Genomic DNA, 14908 nt, shown 5'->3' on the forward strand with positions numbered 1-14908 from the left:
GGCGTTCGACCGGTCTCAAGGCCGTTCGAACGAGACCAGCCCTTCGTCCTTGACCCGGCGGATGGTGAGCGCGGTACGCACCGTGTCGACATTCGGGGTAGAAGTCAGTTCCTCGATGACGAAGGTCTGGAAGGCGCCGAGATCGCTTGCCACGCAATGCAGCAGGAAATCGGATTCGCCCGACACCATCCAGGCGTCGCGCACGATCGGCCAGCCGCGCGTGCGCTCGGCAAAGGTGCGCAACTCGGCATCGGACTGATGATGCAGCCCGACCAGGCAGAAGGCGACGACATCGAGGCCGAGCGCCGGCGCGTTGAGCAGCGCGCGGTAGCCGCGAATGATGCCGGTTTCCTCCAATCGCTTGACGCGGCGCAGGCAGGGCGGCGCCGAAATGCCGACGCGGCTCGACAGTTCGACATTGGTCATGCGCCCATCGGCCTGGAGCTCGCGCAGGATCTTCCAGTCGATGGCGTCGAGGTCGGCCTTGAGCGGCATGAGGGTTCTCGAGAAAGTCAGGGGCGACACGCAAGAATCTTGCGTGATTTTGTAATTAAACGACTTCGCTGTCCATTCCATCCCTCGCTCGGAATATTTCGGAGGATCAAAGCAGGGGACAGGGTGCGACAAAGCTTTCCGGGGACGAACGCCAACTTGCCTTGCTGGCGTCGTGGGCAACACTTACATTACGCGCGATATCGACGAGTTTTCCATGCCGCAATTGCCGGCAGCCCTCCGCAGAGGCTTCCAGATGACCACCAAGCACGCGCCCGTTCTCATCATCGGTTCCGGTCCGGCCGGCTATACGGCGGCAGTCTACGCTGCTCGCGCCATGTTGAAGCCGATGTTGGTCGCCGGCCTGCAGCAGGGCGGCCAGCTGATGATCACCACCGATGTCGAGAACTATCCCGGTTTCGCCGACCCCATCCAGGGTCCCTGGCTGATGGAGCAGATGCTGAAGCAAGCCGAGCATGTCGGCACCGACATCATCAACGACATCATCACCGAGGTCGACCTCAATGTGCGGCCGTTCCGCGCCAAGGGCGATTCCGGCACCACCTACACCGCCGACGCGCTGATCATCGCCACCGGCGCGCAAGCCAAATGGCTGGGCATTCCGACCGAGCAGACCTTCATGGGGTTCGGTGTCTCGGCCTGCGCCACCTGCGACGGCTTCTTCTATCGCGGCAAGGATGTCGCCGTGATCGGCGGCGGCAATTCGGCGGTGGAAGAAGCGCTCTATCTGTCGAACCTCGCCAAGAGCGTCACGGTCATCCATCGGCGCAGCGATTTCCGCGCCGAGCGCATCCTGCGCGAACGGCTGCTGAAGAAGGACAATGTTCGCGTCATTTGGGACACGGTGGTCGACGAGATCACCGGCCGCCCCGGCAAGGCGCCGCTGCCACCCTCGGTCGAAGGGCTGAAGCTCAAGCATGCGGCGACCGGCGCCGAAACGCATCTCAAGGTCGACGGCGTGTTCGTGGCGATCGGCCACGCGCCGGCGGTCGAGCTGTTCGTCGGCAAGCTGAAGCAGAAGCCCAACGGCTATCTGTGGACGGCACCGGATTCGACTCGCACCGACGTGCCCGGCGTGTTCGCGGCCGGCGACGTCACCGACGATGTCTACCGCCAGGCGGTGACGGCGGCAGGACTCGGCTGCATGGCCGCGCTGGAGGCGGAAAAGTATCTGGCCGGCATCGAGGTGCACCGCGAAGCGGCGGAGTAGAGGGTTCAGAAAACGGCTTAGAGACGCCGTGTAAAAGCCTGATTTTTCATTCAGACGCCAAAAGCAGAACGAGGGGTATCATGGCGTTGGATTGGGACAAGCTACGCGTGTTTCACGCAGCGGCGGAAGCGGGGTCGTTTACCCATGCGGCCGAGACTTTGCATTTGTCGCAATCGGCGATCTCGCGGCAGGTCAGCGCGCTCGAGCATGATGTTGGCGTTCCGCTGTTCAACCGCCATGCCCGCGGCCTGGTGCTGACCGAGCAGGGCGAAATGCTGTTCCGCACGGCGCACGACGTGCTGATGAAGCTTGAGACGATCAAGTCGCGGCTGACCGAGACCAAGGACCGTCCCTCGGGCGTACTCAGGGTAACGACGACGGTTGGGTTGGGTGCTGGCTGGCTGACCGAGCGCCTGCAGGAATTCATCGAACTCTACCCTGACATCAGCCTGCAACTGATCCTCGCCAATGAGGAACTCGACCTCACCATGCGTCAAGCCGATTGCGCTATCCGGCTGCGCCAGCCGCAGCAGCCGGACCTCATCCAGCGCCGCCTGTTCACCGTGCATTTCCACCTTTACGCGGCTCCCTCCTATGTGGCCAAGTACGGCAAGCCGGCTTCGGTCGCAGAGCTGAAGAACCATCGCATCGTCACCTTCGGCGTGCCGGTGCCGTCGCATCTGTCGGAGCTGAATTGGCTGGAGACGGTCGGCGATTTCGAAGGCGGACAAAGGGTGCCGACGCTGCAGATCAACGACATATTGTCGATCAAGCGTGCCGTGCAGGGCGGAGCCGGCATCGCCATGCTGCCCGACTATGTGATCAACAAGGATTCCGGCCTGGTGCAGTTGCTGCCGGAGACAGAGGTACCGTCCTTCGACACCTATCTCGCCTATCCCGACGCGATGAAGAACCAGGCCAAGCTGCATGTGTTCCGGGATTTTATCATTGCGAAGGCCAGAAGCTGGTCCTTCTGAGGGCGGTGTCGATATTCAGGTGATGTCGGCCTGACCTGAAACCCGGCATGCCCTCAAACGGCGCTGCTTCGTTTCCTCGGCTCAACCCCGCCATGGCGTCAAGCGTGGCAGCCAGCCGGGCACGGCGCGGCGATAGGTTTCGTATTCGGAGCCGTAGCGACGGGCAAGCGTCGGCTCTTCGTAGAGCCGCACGAAGGAGGCCATGGCAGCCGCCGCAATGGCTGCATAGGCGGCAAGCGTCCAGCTCGAGAACAGCAGCGCCTGGCCGAGGATGATCGACAGCACCGCGACATACATCGGGTTGCGGACATGGCGGTAGATGCCGCCGATCACCAGCTTCTCGGTCGGCGCCACCGGCGCGGGCGTGCCCAGCCCCTCAAGCGCGAAGCGGGCGAAGGCGTGGAGCAGCACCGCTATCGCGGCGACGATCAGCAGCCCGCCAATCGGGACAAGGCCCGGCAGCCTCGACCATGGCAGCCCCCAGCGATCGGTCAGCAGCCAGGGTACCAGCCCGGCAACCACGCCAGGCGCCGCGATGAAGAAGGCCGCACTGCCGGCGATCGCCGAAAAAGTCCGCATTGGGGGCTTCCTCCCTGATTGCCTGAGAAATGAACGCCTGCTGCCCGTTTCCACATCATTGCGAAGTTTTGGCATTTTGGGGCAAAAACCGGTCGCGTTTCGCGATTCTGTAGTGATGATCGTCCTGTCCAGCGCTCCGTTTCGGGATTTTTGCTGGTCCTATTGGTCCCAGATATGGGTTAGACCACAGCCTGCGTCTTTTTGCATGCGTGTGTTGCAAAATAGATGCTTGTTTCTTGGGCATGATGAGCACATATATAGATCATCTCTGGGGCGCGTTCTCCTCCCATTAGCGCCCTTGAGTGTTCCCCTCTGGAGGTTAGCCTTAACAGGCACTTCCAATCAAACTCAGCCGGATCTTCGTTGATCCGGCTTTTTTGTTGCCTGCGCCCCGTCGGCACCTCTGAAAAGTCCAACAGAATTGCCACGTAACAGTGACATGTAACCTCTGGTAACATGTCGCGGGCGCTCGTCGCGTGCTATGCAGATCATAGGACGCGGTGTGGTTCGGACGGGAGATGGGGGCATCACTCGGACGGGCCCGGGCTCAGGCGGCTACCGCGTCCGAACCATTCTTCCGGCGAAGCTTGGCAGCGTCAGGTGCGGCGGACCTGCCGTTTTTACCTCCCAAGAAAACGGTCCGCGATAAAACGACGTCCGGTTCCCGCTGGGCGTCGTTTTCATTTAAGGCGTGTGCGCTGAAACAGGTTCAGTCGACTCGCCTTAAGCTTTTGTTTTCATGCATCTCGTTGTCGTAAAACCGCTACGCACTTTTGGAGCGCCATGGCCCTCAAACCGAGGTTCGAGGGCCAACGCGGCGTGGCGACAGGATCAGGCGGCCTTGCCGCTGGCGTTCATCGCGTCGTCGGCGAGGCGACCGGTAAGTTCCGCCATGTGATCGAAGGTGGCGCGGTAACTGGCGACGCCCGCTGTCGCCGAGCGCAATTCGATGATCAGGTCGCCGATCTCGGCTTGCGGCATGGTTGCCTCGACGACATCCCATCCCGGCCAGTCGGGCCGCGCGTCATAGCCAAGGATCTGGCCGCGCCGCTGCGGGATAAGCGCGATGATCTTCGAGGTCGCGTCGGATGGCGTGACGATCTCGACCTTCATCACCGGTTCCAGAAGCACCGGCGAGCAGGCGGCCATGCCTTCCTTCATCGCCAGCCTGGCCGCCATCTGGAAGGCCATGTCGGACGAATCGACCGCATGGTAGGAGCCGTCCGACAGGTTGACGGCGACATCGACCACCGGGAAGCCGAGCGGGCCGGACTTCAAATAGTCGCGCACGCCAGTCTCGACCGACTGGATATAGGTCTTCGGCACGACGCCGCCGGTGATGGTGTCGGTGAACTGGAAGCCGGAGCCGCGCGGCAGCGGTTTGATCTCGATCACCACATCGCCGAACTGGCCATGGCCGCCGGACTGCTTCTTGTGGCGCCCGCGCTGCTGCGCCGTTTTGCGGATCGTCTCGCGGTAGGGCACCGCCGGGGCGTGGCCTTCGACCGGAATCTGGTTCTTGCCTTCCAGCCGCTCGCGCACGACACGCAGATGCATCTCGCCATGACCCGACAGCACGGTCTCGGCCGAGTCCTGGTTGTGGCGCAGACTGAGCGAAGGGTCCTCCTCGGCCAGCCGCTGGATGGCGGCCGACATCTTCACCTCATCCTTGCGCTCCTTGGGGCGCAGCGCGAAGGCGAAGACCGGCTGCGGCGGCTCGACATTGAACAGCTGTTTGGTGCCGCCCTTGGCCGAGGTCAGCGTCTGGCCGGTCTTGACCTCGTCCAGCTTGCCGAGCGCCACGGTATCGCCAGCCTTGGCGGTGGTGAGCTTGGACTGGTCCTTGCCAAGCATCCTGTAGATGCCGGAGACCTTCGCCGTATCACCGTTAGGCAGCCAGAGTTCGGAACCGTCGACGACCTGGCCGGACAGGATGCGCGACACCGACAGTTTGCCGCCATGTGGCGTGTGAATGGTCTTCATCACCTGAACCACGGTGGCGCTGCCATCGGGGGCGCCGAGCCGCTTGCGGGTCGCCTCGATGTCGGGCGCGTCGTGGCGGATTGCCTTCAAGAGGCGCAGCACGCCATTGCCCTTTTCGGCGGTGCCGATCAGTACCGGCGTCACCGCGCCATCGCGCAGATCGGCGGCGAGGTCGTCGAAGATCGCATCCTTGGGCGGCTCGATTTCTTCGAGCAGCTGTTCCATCAGCTGGTCGTCATGGTCGGCCAGGGTTTCCAACATGGAGAAGCGCGCTTCGAGCTCGCGCGCCTTGTCGTCCCCCGGTATCTGCGCAATTTCGCTCTCGGCATATTCGCGATAGATGTAGGCGCGCTCCAGCGCCAGATCGATCGAGCCGATGACGACGCCATCCTTGCGCAGCGGAATCTGGCGCAGCAGCAAAGGTACCGCACTTGCCGGCTGCAGCATCTTCAGCGTGTCGCGCACGCCTGATATCGCCTTGTCGACCTTGTTGAGGAACAGGATGCGCGGCACGCCGAGATCGTCGAGCTTGCGCATGATCAGTTGCAGCGCCGGGATCTTCTTTTCGTCGGCCTCGGCCACGACCACCGCGAGGTCGCATGCGGCCAGCACCGGCTCGGCCTCGAAGGAGAATTCGATCGAGCCGGGACAGTCGACGAAGGTGATCTGCTCGCCCATGAATTCGGTGGTGGCGAAGGTCGCCTCGACGCTCATGGCGTGGGCGCGCGCCTCCGGCGAATGGTCTGAAACGGTATTGCCCGAGGAAACCGGGTTCTGGCGGGGAATGGCGCCCGTGCGGGCCAATATGGCTTCGAGAAGTGTCGTCTTACCGCTTGCGAAGGGACCGACTATGGCAATGCATTTCGGTCCCGTGCGTCGTCCTCCGGCGCGAGTACCCATGACTGACCTCCACTCAGGCGTTTCCCTAGGGACCGACTGGCATTTCTTGGTTCAGGCGGGTCAATCGGTCCTGAGCGGCGGCCGGCCTGTTCGACCGTCGCGGGCGGGGTTCTTTTTGATTGCCACCACCTGGGGGCATCGTCCCACTTGTTTGCCGGCAGGGCAAGAAAAATAGAAATTTGACGCTCCGCCGCCGCCTCAGGCGCTCAGTGCGAGCTGGTCGGTATTGGCAGTGCGCAAGGGACTGACCTTGTCGCGCGGCGCCGGCCTGTCGAAGAAATAGCCCTGGAAACGATTGCAGCCGGCGGCCCTGGCGAGCGCGAACTCTTCTTGCGTCTCGACGCCCTCGGCGACGATGGTGACATCCTGGATGCGCGCGATCTGGGCGAGCGCCGAAACGAAGATCTGCGCCACCTGGTCGTGGGCGAGGCTGCGGATATAGGAACGGTCGATCTTGATACAGTCGATGGGCAAGGTCTTCAGGTAGTTGAAGCCGCAATGGCCGGTACCGAAATCGTCGAGCGCGATGTGGAAGCCGAGGCCGCGCAAGGCTTCGAGGCGCCGCAGGATTTCGGGCGTGGCGGCGGTCGCTACCGTCTCGGTGATCTCGATGACGAATTGCGTCGCGGAGCGGCCGGTTTCCTTCAGCACGCGGTCACACATGGTGACGATCTCGTCGCGCTTCAGCTGTTCGCCGGAGACGTTGATCGAGATGCTGCGACCGGGGAAATAGCCGATATCGGCGCAAGCCCGCTTGAACACCCATTCGCCGAGCATGTCGATCAGCGTCGAGCGTTCGGCGATCGGAATGAATTCGGCCGGCGAGATCAGGCCGCGAACCGGATGGCGCCAGCGGATCAGCCCTTCGAAGCCATAGGTGGAACCGTCCGGGTTGACGATCGGCTGGTAGTGCAGCTCGAGCTCGCCGAGATAGACCGCGGCGCGCAGCTCCCGCTCGACTAGGCGGCGGTAGCGCTTGTCGGACAGCATCTCCTCGTCGAACACGGTGACGCGGCCACGGCCCGCCGCCTTGCTTTCGTAAAGCGCCAGGTCGGCAACCAGCATCAGTTCCGTCGTGTTCGACGCATGTGTCGGCGCCAGCGCGACGCCGACGGAAATGGAGAGCGGAATGGTCCTGCCTTCATGGGATTTGCCGGCCCGCATGGCGTCCAGCAGTTGCCGCACATCCTTGTTAATGGCGATGAGATCGCTGTGCGGAATGATGACGCCGAATTCGTCGCCACCGAGCCGACCGACCATGCCGCCGGCAAAGATGCGCTCGGCGGTCTTGACGAGATGCGCCAGGGTGCGGTCGCCGAACTGATGCCCGAACGTGTCGTTGAGCTGCTTGAAATGGTCGAGGTCGATCAGCAGCAGGGCCGCATCGCGCCGATCGCGCATGGTGCCCAGGCTGTTGCCCAGCGCTTCGAGGAAATAGCGGCGTGTCATCGCCCCCGTCATCGCGTCCCTGGTCAGGAAATGATGCTTTTCGGCCTCGGCGACGGCCGCGGATTTCAGGCTATGGACGACGCTGCTGCGCATGTACATCAGTGCCAGCAAGGCCAGGCTGGTGGCGAGAATCGAGACCACGAAGGCGCTGCCGGAAGACAGATTTTCCGACATCTCGACAGCGCCAAGCAACGCGGCGCCGATGCTGATCAGAAGCAAGGACTGGATGCCACGGTAGATCCGGCCGCTATGGTCCTTGATCGTCGCCAATATGCTCATCGCATCGCCCCCTGCATCCGCCGGCAGAGGGCTAGTGGGCAGCCGTTAAAAAGCCCTTGAGGCAGCCACGCCTGGCCAGCAATTTGGCCACCCGTGCCTGCGATCCAACGTTCATGGTTAAGAAGCCTGGTGTGAAGACCGGCAGGGGAGCGGCGAAGGTCGATGGCAGTTGCACGGCGCGGCATATCGGAGGAAAGTGCCGGCTTGCGCCAATGTCAGGAGAGGCGGCCTTCTGCCGCCAGTCCGCCACCAGATCAAGGACCCACCGACCATGAAGATCATTGCCTGTGGCAGCGTGCCGACCATCATAGCGCCGGAGAAATATTTCACCGGCCGGGTGCTGCAGACGCCGATCATCGATAAGGAGGCGCCGGCGCGGCTGCGGGCCACGCTGGTCAGCTTCGAGCCGGGCGCGCGCACCCATTGGCACACGCATCCGCTTGGCCAGACGCTCTATGTCACTGCAGGTGCCGGCCTTGCCCAGACATGGGGAGAGGCGGTCCAGGAGATCAGGGCCGGCGACGTCATCTCATTCGCGCCTGGCGAAAAGCACTGGCATGGCGCAGCGCCGAAATCGGCGATGACGCATATCGCCATGCAGGAGGCGCTCGACGGTGTCCATGCCGATTGGCTGGAAGCGGTGACGTCAGCGCAATATGGCGGCTGAGTACCGAGCCGAGCTCATGAAAAACCCGGCGTTGAGCCGGGTTTTTCATTTCCACTATGGCGTACCTGATCAGGTCAGCGACGCGGTGAACCGCTGGATGCGCGTGCAGGCTTCCTCCAGCAGCGCCTCCGAGGTGGCGTAGGAGATACGGAAGTTGGGCCCAAGGCCAAAGGCCGAGCCGAAGACCACCGCGACGCCTTCGGCCTCGAGCAGTTCCGAGCAGAAAGCCTCGTCGGTGTCGATCACCCTGCCGGCCTTGGTCTTCTTGCCGATCAGCTGGGCGCAGGACGGATAGACATAGAAGGCGCCTTCCGGCGACGGGCAGGTGATGCCGCGCGCCTGGTTGAGCATCGAGACGACGAGATCGCGCCTGCCTTGAAAGATCGCCTTGTTCTTGGCGATGAAGTCCTGCGGGCCGTTCAGCGCTTCCACCGACGCCCATTGCGCGATGGTGCAGGCGCCGGATGTCTGCTGGCCCTGGATCATGTCCATCGCCTTGATCAGCTGGACCGGGCCGGCCGCATAGCCGATGCGCCAGCCGGTCATCGCATAGGCTTTCGACACGCCGTTCATGGTCAGCGTGCGCTCATAGAGCCTGGGCTCGACCTCGGCGATGGTCTTGAAGACGAAGTCGCCATAGGTCAGGTGCTCGTACATGTCGTCGGTCAGCGTCCAGACATGCGGATGCTTCAACAGGACATCTGCCAGCGCGCGCAGTTCGGGCTCCGTGTAGGCAGCGCCCGACGGGTTCGACGGCGAGTTCATCAACAGCCATTTGGTTTTCGGTGTGATCGCCTTTTCCAGCACTTCAGCGGTCAGCTTGAAGCCGTTGTCGATCGAGGTGTCGGCAAACACCGAGGTGCCGCCGCAGATCGCCACCATTTCGGGGTAGCTGACCCAGTAGGGGCGGGGGATGATGACCTCGTCGCCAGGGTTCAGCGTCGCCATGAAGGCGTTGAACAGGATCTGCTTGCCGCCGGTGCCGACGATGGTCTGCTCGGGCTTGTAATCGAGATTGTTCTCGCGCTTGAACTTCTTGGCAATCGCCTCGCGCAGCGGCGCGATGCCCGAAACCGGCGGATACTTCGTCTCACCACGGCGGATCGCCTCGATGGCCGCATTCTTGATGTTGTCGGGCGTGTCGAAATCCGGCTCGCCGGCGCCCAGCCCGATAATGTCACGGCCGGCATTTTTCAGCTCGCGCGCTTTCTGCGTCACCGCGATGGTGGCGGAAGGCTTCACGCGGGAAAGGGTGTCGGCAAGAAAGGCCATGACCTTGAACGTCTCCATGAAGGATCGGGACGGCCAGGATCGGCCGCGGCGCTTCTCATGTCGCATGATTTCGCGCAGTGCAAGCACTGTCGGCTGATCCAGATCTCAAGGACCCGTGATCGGCAACAATAAATTCATTAACGGGCGGTAGAGGCTTGAGTGGCAGGATCGCAGTCCAATCGCGGAGCGAGGAACCTTGTCGCGCAGCATCGGGCTTGCCCACATCATCCGTCAGGACAACGGCACCTCCACCGGTGTCTGGGGCATCTACACGCTGCAAAGCGCCTTCCAGCCGATCTTCGCCTTCAAGGAAGGCAAGCTGTCGGTCGTCGCGTTCGAAGGTCTGATCCGGCCGTTCCGCGACGGCGCGCCGCAATCACCGATGAATTTCTTCAGCACCTGCCCGTCCGTCGACCGCCTGCATGTCGAGGCGCTGACCAGGACGCTGCATCTGCTGAACGCCGGCGCCTGCCTGCCGCAGGAGGCGTCGATCTTCATCAATTTCGACCCGTCGGTGTTCACCGAACGCAGTGTTGCCGACAAGGCCCTGCGCGAAATGCGGCTGGTGCTGCACGAGGCGGGCATCGATCCAGGCCGTGTCGTCTGCGAAGTGACCGAGCAGAGGTCGGCGTCGCAGGAAACCCTGCACAGCTTCGTCGCGGCACTCAAAGCCAACGGCTTTCGCATCGCCGTCGACGACTATGGCGCCGATGATTCCGACATCAACCGCATCAAGGAACTGAAGCCCGATATCGTCAAGTTCGATGCCCAATGGATCACGCAGCTGATGGAGTCCGGCGCCGGTTTCGCGCTCTTGACCACCATGGTGAAAAGCTTCGAGGAACAAGGCATCCACACGGTGTTCGAGGGCATCGAGGAGGCATGGCAGCTGGAGCTCGCCGAGAAATCGGGAGCCTCGATGGTGCAGGGTTTCGTGCTGGCGCGGCCCGAGCTGGCGCCAACCAGCTTTCGCGTCTTCGACAAGGACAGGCAGACACCCGATCCCGTCGTTGCCGGCGACACGCCTGCTTCCGCCACGGCAGCGCATTCGGCGCGGCCGGCGAAAGCGTTCGGGCGCAAGGTGACGCCATGAGGCTGGAGCGGCGGCGCAATGTCGACGATGCGATCCAGATCGACGAAGTCGGCATCGAGTACGGCATCCATGGCGAATTCCGGCTGCGCAGCGCCTATCAGCCGATCTTTTCGCCGCGCGGCCGGTTCCTTCACGCCGTGGCGGTCGAAGCCCTCATCGAGCCGCACCGTGCCGGCCGGCCCAGTGCGGCGCGGGTGTTCTTCGATGGCGTTGCCGCTTCGGATCGGCTGTTTGTCGAGACCATGTGCCGGGCGTTGCATCTGCGGAATTTTCACAACATCGGGGTCGAAGGGCTCGATCTGTTCTTCAACTACAATCCGCTGATCAACGACCATCCCGGACGGGCGCTGGCCGAGATCCGGTTGATGACCAGGCATCTCGGTGACTTCGGCCTCGCCCCGGCCATGCTGGTTTGCGAAATCACCGAACAGTCGGCCGACGATGCGCTTCTCACCCGGCTGGTGCGCGAAATGCGGCGCGACGGCATCCGCATCGCCATCGACGATTTCGGCACCGGTCACTCGACCGAGGAGCGGGTGAGCCTGCTCAAACCCGACATCGTCAAGATCGACGGCACCTGGTTCGCGGAGTTCTGCCGCCATGCCGCCGCCGAGCGGTTCTTCCGCCCGCTGGTTTCCACCTTGCACGACCGTGGCGCCAAGGTGCTGGTCGAAGGCATTGAGAACCCGACCCATCTGCGCGTCGCGCTGGAAGGCGGCGTCGACCTGCTGCAAGGCTATCATCTGGCCCGCCCCGCTCTGGCCGGAACGATCTTCGAGGAAAAGCCGCTGTCCGTCGACACGCTGCTCGGCAGGGACAGCAAGGTCATTCCGCTGTTCGGCTAGGGCGTGTCGCTCCGTTCAGGTTCTCAAAGACCATCGTTCTCGGCTCGGCCTGGCCTGAATCTCGACACGCTTTTGAACGACCGCGGACCATCCATCAGCGGCGCTGATGGTCTTGCCAAAACAAATCACTGGTTGCGGCTGTCGCCGCTGCGATAATCGCGCCAGAAAAAGGCAGCGCTCCGGGGGAATGGCAATGATACTCTACAGCATGATCGACAGCGGCAATTGCTACAAGCCGCGCCTGCTGATGGCCAAGCTTGGCCTCGCCTTCACCAATGTCGAGGTGAGTTCGCACACCGGCGAGACGCGAAAAGCGGAGTTTGTCGCCAAGAATCCGAACGCCATGGTGCCGCTGCTCGAACTCGACGATGGCCGGCGGCTGGCCGAATCCAACGCCATCCTGCTCTATCTCGCCGAAGGCACACGTTTCCTGCCGGCGGACAAGTATCAGCGCGGGCTGGCCTATCAGTGGCTGTTCTTCGAGCAATACAGCCACGAGCCCTACATTGCCGTGCGCAAGGCGCTGCTGACTTTCCCCGAACGCGCCAGGGATGCGACGCCGGAGCGGCTGGCGATGACGCTGGAGCGCGGCAACAAGGCGCTCGGCGTGATGAACAAATATCTGGAAGACAATGCCTTCTTCGCCGGCGGCGCGTTCAGTGTCGCCGACATCGCGCTCTATGCCTATACGCATACGGCGGAGCAGGGCGGCTTCCAGCTCGACGCCTATCCGGCGGTCGCCGCCTGGCTGAAGAGGGTGGAGGCGGATCCGGGGCATGTGCCGATCGAGTGGCTGCCTGGGTGAGATAGTTGGCTACTTCAAGAGATGGTCGTAGTCGGCGTGGGTGCCGATCCAGAACCAGATCACGTCTTCATTGTCGCGGATGGCAACAGCCCGGTAGTTGTCGTCGACTCGTGCCGACCAATAGCGTCCGACCTGTTTGAAACGCAATGATGGATGAAAAGGGTCGGAGCGCAGTCTGACAAAACGCCTGTCCGCCTTTGCTCTGATTGGTGATGGCAGTTTTTCATAAGCCTCCCAGAATGATGGAGAGGCGACATGATTCACAGTGGCCTGGTCCGGCCAGCGCGATGGTCAGCCAATGCCTGTTCTGCAAGCTTGTCCAATCGGCCCGACTTCGCATCGGCTTCGATCTGCCGATCCCACATATCCGCCTGAAGCGCCTCGAACCATGCGGCAAACGCCTTCAGTTCCTCGGGACTCAGGGCTGCGACGGATTTTTCGATCTGTTCGAGCTTTGTCATGCGGTTAAAAGTACCAATATCGGGCCAAAAATACCATGGCTGGTACCATGGGCCAAGGCAGCGTTTCACTGAAATCCAGACAAACAAAAAGGCGGGATAAATCCCGCCTTCCCATTTCCGGTAGCCTGATCGGGAGCGTCTGGTCCGGGCTGGCAGCTATCTGCTGATCCAGCTTGTCGGGTCTTTCCGCTCCGGCGCGCTTCTCGCGCGACTGTCAGTACATCAGTGACTTGCCGCGCGCCCCGGGCTCTCGCCCGGCGCGCGCCATTCGCTAAATCAGGCTGCCTTGCTCAGAGACCCAGCGGACGACTTGCCAGTGCGGCGGTCCTGCTCGATCTCGAAGTTGATCTTCTGGCCTTCGACCAGGGTCGACAGTCCAGCACGCTCGACTGCGGAGATGTGGACGAAAACGTCCGCGCCGCCCGCGTCAGGCTGAATGAAGCCGAAGCCCTTGGTGGCGTTGAACCACTTGACCGTTCCAGTTGCCATTTTAGATAGTCCTTCAACATTTGCTTTAGTTTGACCGAACCGAAGTCCAGCCGGTGTGCATCGAGATTTTGGAGATAGACGTCAGCAAACGCGAAGATCGCGAGGCCCGGATCGATCGGCCGAAATATCAATGGACCGCATATAGGCTACTTTCGCATAAAAAACAAGACTGCGTGAGAAAGCCGTGATCGAGACGCCGCCCAATGGCTGCCCCAATCTGGTGAAACCGTTGCCACGGATCGTGCCGTTTTCGGGCGGCGGATCAGGGTTTGGGGAGAGGACCATGAAGACCATTCTGCTTGCCGCCTGCATGACGCTGGTGGCCGCCCAGGCGCAGGCGATCTCGCGCTACGACCCGACGCACATGAGCTGCGGCAAGGTCCAGGCGACGATCGCGCGGCAGGGCGCCGTCATCCTGCGCTACCAGTCGACGCGGGTGCCTGGACTGCCGCTCTACGACCGCTATGTGCAGAGCCAGCAATTCTGCACCATGGGCGAGGTGAGGACGCGCGCCTACGTGCCGAGCGCCGATACGAAGTCCTGCCCGGTCTATAACTGCAAACGGCCGGACAATGAGCGGCATTTCCGCCGGCGGTTCTTCCACACCAACTAGGCACTTTGTCCGGACTTGCGGCCCTGGTTCAAAACCCGAAGGAAACCTGCGCGGGCGGCGGCGGGCCGACGCGCACGCCTTCCATGGCCAGCATCTTTTCCTTGGTGACGGAACCGCCGGGCGCCGAGAACCCGCCGATCTTGCCGCCGGCGGCAAGGATGCGATGGCAAGGGATGACCAGCGGCACCGGATTAGCGCCAAGTGCTGCCCCGGTTTCGCGGGCAAGCCCGGCATGGCCGGCGGTCTTGGCCAGCTCGCCATAGGTGGTGGTTTCGCCAAAGGCGAGTTTTCGCGCCGCGTCATAGATGGCGAGGCGGAAATCGTCGACACCGGCGAGATCGACCGGCACGCCGGAGAAATCGACATCCTCGCCCGCCGCATAGGCCTTGATCGAGGCGATCAGGGCGACCACCCATGGCGGCTGGGCCGTCGAGGCTGAAACGCCGGCATGACGCATCAGCCGCCGCTCGACCGCTTCGCGGCTGCGTTCGGGCAGGCAGAGCCGGATCAGGCCCTTTTCGCTCCAGGCGATGCCCATGAAACCGATCACTGTTTCTAACACTGCGTGGCCGGCCGTGATCTGGGATGTCGTTTCCATGATGCGCTCCTTTCCGCAAAGTGGCGGAAATCGGGATTCATACCGGTACATATCCGGAACAATATGGCATCGGACCCCGAGTCCCGCCACCCGAAAACCGCCTGATGGCCCCGATTGCCCACCAGGAATCGCTGGTGTAAGGGATTCCTTAACGACCCGACGAACCGGACCCGAG

General features: G+C 62.5%; 16 protein-coding genes. 7 read left to right on the top strand and 9 right to left on the bottom strand.

What is annotated here, in order from left to right; translation table 11 throughout:
* Positions 1 to 15 precede the first annotated feature (15 nt).
* On the bottom strand, positions 16 to 495 hold the full coding sequence (locus tag BLS48_RS16675) for an Lrp/AsnC family transcriptional regulator (RefSeq protein ID WP_091579282.1): 480 nt from the start codon (positions 493 to 495) through the stop codon (positions 16 to 18).
* Positions 496 to 748: 253 nt separating this feature from the next.
* Here BLS48_RS16675 and trxB point away from each other — a divergent pair, with 253 nt between their 5' ends.
* Together trxB and BLS48_RS16685 are read left to right on the top strand one after the other, a co-directional pair.
* On the top strand, positions 749 to 1723 hold the full coding sequence (gene trxB, locus BLS48_RS16680) for a thioredoxin-disulfide reductase (RefSeq protein WP_091579492.1): 975 nt from the start codon (positions 749 to 751) through the stop codon (positions 1721 to 1723).
* A gap of 80 nt (positions 1724 to 1803) precedes the next feature.
* A complete protein-coding gene (locus tag BLS48_RS16685; RefSeq protein WP_091579285.1) occupies positions 1804 to 2700 on the top strand; it encodes a LysR family transcriptional regulator in 897 nt (298 codons plus the stop codon).
* A gap of 81 nt (positions 2701 to 2781) precedes the next feature.
* On the opposite strand, the gene BLS48_RS16690 is transcribed toward BLS48_RS16685, so the two are convergent.
* The 3 genes from BLS48_RS16690 to BLS48_RS16700 form a co-directional block, all read right to left on the bottom strand.
* Positions 2782 to 3279, bottom strand: a complete 498-nt coding sequence (locus BLS48_RS16690) for a methyltransferase family protein (RefSeq protein WP_091579288.1) — start codon at positions 3277 to 3279, stop codon at positions 2782 to 2784.
* A gap of 831 nt (positions 3280 to 4110) precedes the next feature.
* The gene (locus BLS48_RS16695; protein WP_091579290.1) at positions 4111 to 6162 is read right to left on the bottom strand and encodes an elongation factor G; all 2052 of its coding nucleotides are present in this window, start codon (positions 6160 to 6162) and stop codon (positions 4111 to 4113) included.
* A gap of 198 nt (positions 6163 to 6360) precedes the next feature.
* Positions 6361 to 7890, bottom strand: coding sequence for a putative bifunctional diguanylate cyclase/phosphodiesterase (locus BLS48_RS16700; RefSeq protein ID WP_091579293.1), 1530 nt, complete (start codon positions 7888 to 7890; stop codon positions 6361 to 6363).
* 271 nt (positions 7891 to 8161) lie between these two features.
* On the opposite strand from BLS48_RS16700, the gene BLS48_RS16705 reads away from it, so the two are divergent.
* Positions 8162 to 8557 (top strand): (R)-mandelonitrile lyase, encoded by a 396-nt coding sequence (locus tag BLS48_RS16705; RefSeq protein WP_091579296.1) that lies wholly within the window; start codon positions 8162 to 8164, stop codon positions 8555 to 8557.
* A gap of 69 nt (positions 8558 to 8626) precedes the next feature.
* Here the strand turns inward: BLS48_RS16705 and BLS48_RS16710 are convergent, their stop codons facing one another.
* Positions 8627 to 9829, bottom strand: coding sequence for a pyridoxal phosphate-dependent aminotransferase (locus BLS48_RS16710; RefSeq protein WP_091579495.1), 1203 nt, complete (start codon positions 9827 to 9829; stop codon positions 8627 to 8629).
* Between the two features lie 196 nt (positions 9830 to 10025).
* Here BLS48_RS16710 and BLS48_RS16715 point away from each other — a divergent pair, with 196 nt between their 5' ends.
* From BLS48_RS16715 to BLS48_RS16725, 3 genes are all read left to right on the top strand, one after another.
* Positions 10026 to 10922 carry an EAL domain-containing protein gene (locus BLS48_RS16715; protein WP_091579298.1) on the top strand — a complete coding sequence of 299 codons (897 nt, stop codon included), beginning with the start codon at positions 10026 to 10028 and terminating at the stop codon, positions 10920 to 10922.
* On the top strand, positions 10919 to 11767 hold the full coding sequence (locus tag BLS48_RS16720) for an EAL domain-containing protein (protein ID WP_091579301.1): 849 nt from the start codon (positions 10919 to 10921) through the stop codon (positions 11765 to 11767). The genes BLS48_RS16715 and BLS48_RS16720 overlap by 4 nt, the downstream gene beginning before the upstream one ends.
* Positions 11768 to 11960: 193 nt before the next feature.
* Complete coding sequence (locus BLS48_RS16725) at positions 11961 to 12572, top strand: glutathione S-transferase family protein (RefSeq protein WP_091579304.1); 612 nt, start codon at positions 11961 to 11963, stop codon at positions 12570 to 12572.
* Between the two features lie 9 nt (positions 12573 to 12581).
* Here BLS48_RS16725 and BLS48_RS16730 read toward each other — a convergent pair whose 3' ends face one another.
* The 3 genes from BLS48_RS16730 to BLS48_RS16740 form a co-directional block, all read right to left on the bottom strand.
* Positions 12582 to 12836 (bottom strand): type II toxin-antitoxin system RelE family toxin, encoded by a 255-nt coding sequence (locus tag BLS48_RS16730; protein ID WP_091579306.1) that lies wholly within the window; start codon positions 12834 to 12836, stop codon positions 12582 to 12584.
* Positions 12833 to 13120 carry a hypothetical protein gene (locus BLS48_RS16735; protein WP_425284693.1) on the bottom strand — a complete coding sequence of 96 codons (288 nt, stop codon included), beginning with the start codon at positions 13118 to 13120 and terminating at the stop codon, positions 12833 to 12835. Before BLS48_RS16735 ends, BLS48_RS16730 begins: the two co-directional genes overlap by 4 nt.
* A 189-nt stretch (positions 13121 to 13309) precedes the next feature.
* A complete protein-coding gene (locus BLS48_RS16740; protein WP_010910991.1) occupies positions 13310 to 13522 on the bottom strand; it encodes a cold-shock protein in 213 nt (70 codons plus the stop codon).
* Positions 13523 to 13805: 283 nt separating this feature from the next.
* Here BLS48_RS16740 and BLS48_RS16745 point away from each other — a divergent pair, with 283 nt between their 5' ends.
* Positions 13806 to 14135 (top strand): hypothetical protein, encoded by a 330-nt coding sequence (locus BLS48_RS16745; RefSeq protein WP_091579311.1) that lies wholly within the window; start codon positions 13806 to 13808, stop codon positions 14133 to 14135.
* A 28-nt stretch (positions 14136 to 14163) separates the two neighbouring features.
* Here BLS48_RS16745 and BLS48_RS16750 read toward each other — a convergent pair whose 3' ends face one another.
* Positions 14164 to 14733, bottom strand: a complete 570-nt coding sequence (locus tag BLS48_RS16750) for a methylated-DNA--[protein]-cysteine S-methyltransferase (RefSeq protein WP_091579313.1) — start codon at positions 14731 to 14733, stop codon at positions 14164 to 14166.
* Positions 14734 to 14908 lie beyond the last annotated feature (175 nt).

Source organism: Mesorhizobium qingshengii, from assembly GCF_900103325.1.
GTDB lineage: Bacteria > Pseudomonadota > Alphaproteobacteria > Rhizobiales > Rhizobiaceae > Mesorhizobium > Mesorhizobium qingshengii.

Coding starts and splice junctions, on each gene's coding strand:
- BLS48_RS16675 (WP_091579282.1), bottom strand. CDS start 495: ATGCCGCTCAAGGCCGACCTCGACGCCATCGACTGGAAGATCCTGCGC.
- trxB (WP_091579492.1), top strand. CDS start 749: ATGACCACCAAGCACGCGCCCGTTCTCATCATCGGTTCCGGTCCGGCC.
- BLS48_RS16685 (WP_091579285.1), top strand. CDS start 1,804: ATGGCGTTGGATTGGGACAAGCTACGCGTGTTTCACGCAGCGGCGGAA.
- BLS48_RS16690 (WP_091579288.1), bottom strand. CDS start 3,279: ATGCGGACTTTTTCGGCGATCGCCGGCAGTGCGGCCTTCTTCATCGCG.
- BLS48_RS16695 (WP_091579290.1), bottom strand. CDS start 6,162: ATGGGTACTCGCGCCGGAGGACGACGCACGGGACCGAAATGCATTGCC.
- BLS48_RS16700 (WP_091579293.1), bottom strand. CDS start 7,890: ATGAGCATATTGGCGACGATCAAGGACCATAGCGGCCGGATCTACCGT.
- BLS48_RS16705 (WP_091579296.1), top strand. CDS start 8,162: ATGAAGATCATTGCCTGTGGCAGCGTGCCGACCATCATAGCGCCGGAG.
- BLS48_RS16710 (WP_091579495.1), bottom strand. CDS start 9,829: ATGGCCTTTCTTGCCGACACCCTTTCCCGCGTGAAGCCTTCCGCCACC.
- BLS48_RS16720 (WP_091579301.1), top strand. CDS start 10,919: ATGAGGCTGGAGCGGCGGCGCAATGTCGACGATGCGATCCAGATCGAC.
- BLS48_RS16725 (WP_091579304.1), top strand. CDS start 11,961: ATGATACTCTACAGCATGATCGACAGCGGCAATTGCTACAAGCCGCGC.
- BLS48_RS16740 (WP_010910991.1), bottom strand. CDS start 13,522: ATGGCAACTGGAACGGTCAAGTGGTTCAACGCCACCAAGGGCTTCGGC.
- BLS48_RS16745 (WP_091579311.1), top strand. CDS start 13,806: ATGAAGACCATTCTGCTTGCCGCCTGCATGACGCTGGTGGCCGCCCAG.
- BLS48_RS16750 (WP_091579313.1), bottom strand. CDS start 14,733: ATGGAAACGACATCCCAGATCACGGCCGGCCACGCAGTGTTAGAAACA.